We start from the raw sequence: 1,572 nt of genomic DNA, 5'->3' as shown, positions 1-1,572 counted from the left end.
CCCGCGTCATAGCCCGAAAGCCCGCCGCTTTCCGTGGTTTTTACCGACTGGCTATCAATCACGCCCGCGCTTGGAGAGGCTTCACGCCCCTCAATCTCGCGCAGGCTCATGACCAGGACCGTATTCATGACTTCGAACAATCCGGCATCACGCCAGGCGTAAAAATAGCGCCTGACGGTCGAGACCGGCGGAAAGCATTTCGGCAGCAAACGCCACGCACACCCGGCCGAGGCTATGTAGAGCATCGCGTTGACCACCTCGCGCATATCCGTCGTGCGGGGGCGACCACCCCGTTTCGCCGGGGGTATAAATGGCATGATCAGAGCCCACTCTTCGTCCGTCGTATCCGATGGATATCGCATTCCTTCCCGGCTATGTTCACGTCGGGCAATACCAGTCCATGTCACCATTCACTCCATCTCTTCGTAAAGACGGATGAATCACAACAGGCTGGTATTGTTCAAAAACTTTCGGATCGGGCTCTTACAGGCGACACAGTAAGTGCAGTATTGCTAGCCTTCTGTCGTGGCGAACCGGTCGCGGTAAAACATACCATAACCGACCCCGCAATTACCGGCAGAACAACGCCAGATCAGCCAAATATTATTGTAGTTATCGGAGAATCTGCTGTAGCAAACAGGCATAGCTTTGAAGGATATACGAAATATAATGATACACCCTATATGTCAAGCCTACAAAAAACGGGAAAAATCTGTGTCATAGGTCATGTACATTCAGCAGCAAACGTCACTCACAATGCCGTTCCGATGCTACTTTCATTCTTTGATGCTGACCATCTAAATAATTTATATTCAGAAAAAAATCTGATCGAAATGGCACAGGACCAGAATTACTTCACTGCATGGTTTGGCACCCAGCGCGGAACATCGTCTTACGCCCGTCCGTTTGGCTATCTATCTGAATTCAGTAATTTTGTTATTCGGCCAGATATAAACAATTCAGGTAACCGCATATCCTGGCAGGATGAATCCCTTTTGCCTGTCATAGAGCAGACATTTTCCCAAGGTCATGAACGTGGTCTATACGTCATACATCTAACAGGCAGTCATTTCGCATATAAAGACGATGTAACGGAAGAAGATGTAAACGCACTTCCAACCTTGCAGTTACCCACAAATCTGCTGTTCTTGAATTTTGTGCTTGATGCAGATGAATCTGTTGTGATTCCTTTTCTGTCACCTTTATGCAGGCGGGGTGTGAGAATGGTACAGGATTGGGTCATACAGGAAATATCCGGATCTGACCTTGGCGACGAGCGCCTGAACAGGCGTCTGGGCACGATGCTCGCGGCACTTGCTGAACGACCGGGCAAGTCTCTCCCGACGGCATTTCAGGATTGGTCTGCGACCAAGGCAGCATATAGATTTTTTGCAAATGCAAATGTAAGCGAAGACAAAATCCTTGAAGGGCATTTTTCTGCTACCGCCCAGCGTTTCGATGCGACTGCAGGGCCAGTCCTGATCCTGCAGGATACAACGGAGTTTTCCTTCACCCGAGCATCTCCCGAAAAGATCGGGTTTACCAAGGTCTCTACGGGAGGCAGGGAAAAAA

The 1,572-nt window shown here is 49.5% G+C and carries 2 protein-coding genes; one reads left to right on the top strand and one right to left on the bottom strand.

Going from position 1 to position 1,572, the window contains the following annotated elements; genetic code table 11:
- The coding region (locus GEU01_RS23815; protein WP_042710803.1) for an IS5 family transposase at positions 1-410 on the bottom strand (410 nt) is incomplete at its 3' end.
- On the opposite strand from GEU01_RS23815, the gene GEU01_RS26095 reads away from it, so the two are divergent.
- A partial coding sequence (locus GEU01_RS26095; protein ID WP_157212922.1) for an IS4/Tn5 family transposase DNA-binding protein occupies positions 375-1,572 on the top strand: 1,198 nt, incomplete at its 3' end. The two genes, GEU01_RS23815 and GEU01_RS26095, sit on opposite strands and share 36 nt — an antisense overlap.

Origin of the sequence: Komagataeibacter europaeus LMG 18890 (assembly GCF_000285295.1) — a bacterium.
GTDB lineage: Bacteria > Pseudomonadota > Alphaproteobacteria > Acetobacterales > Acetobacteraceae > Komagataeibacter > Komagataeibacter europaeus.
This window is presented reverse-complemented; position numbering and strand designations above follow the sequence as displayed.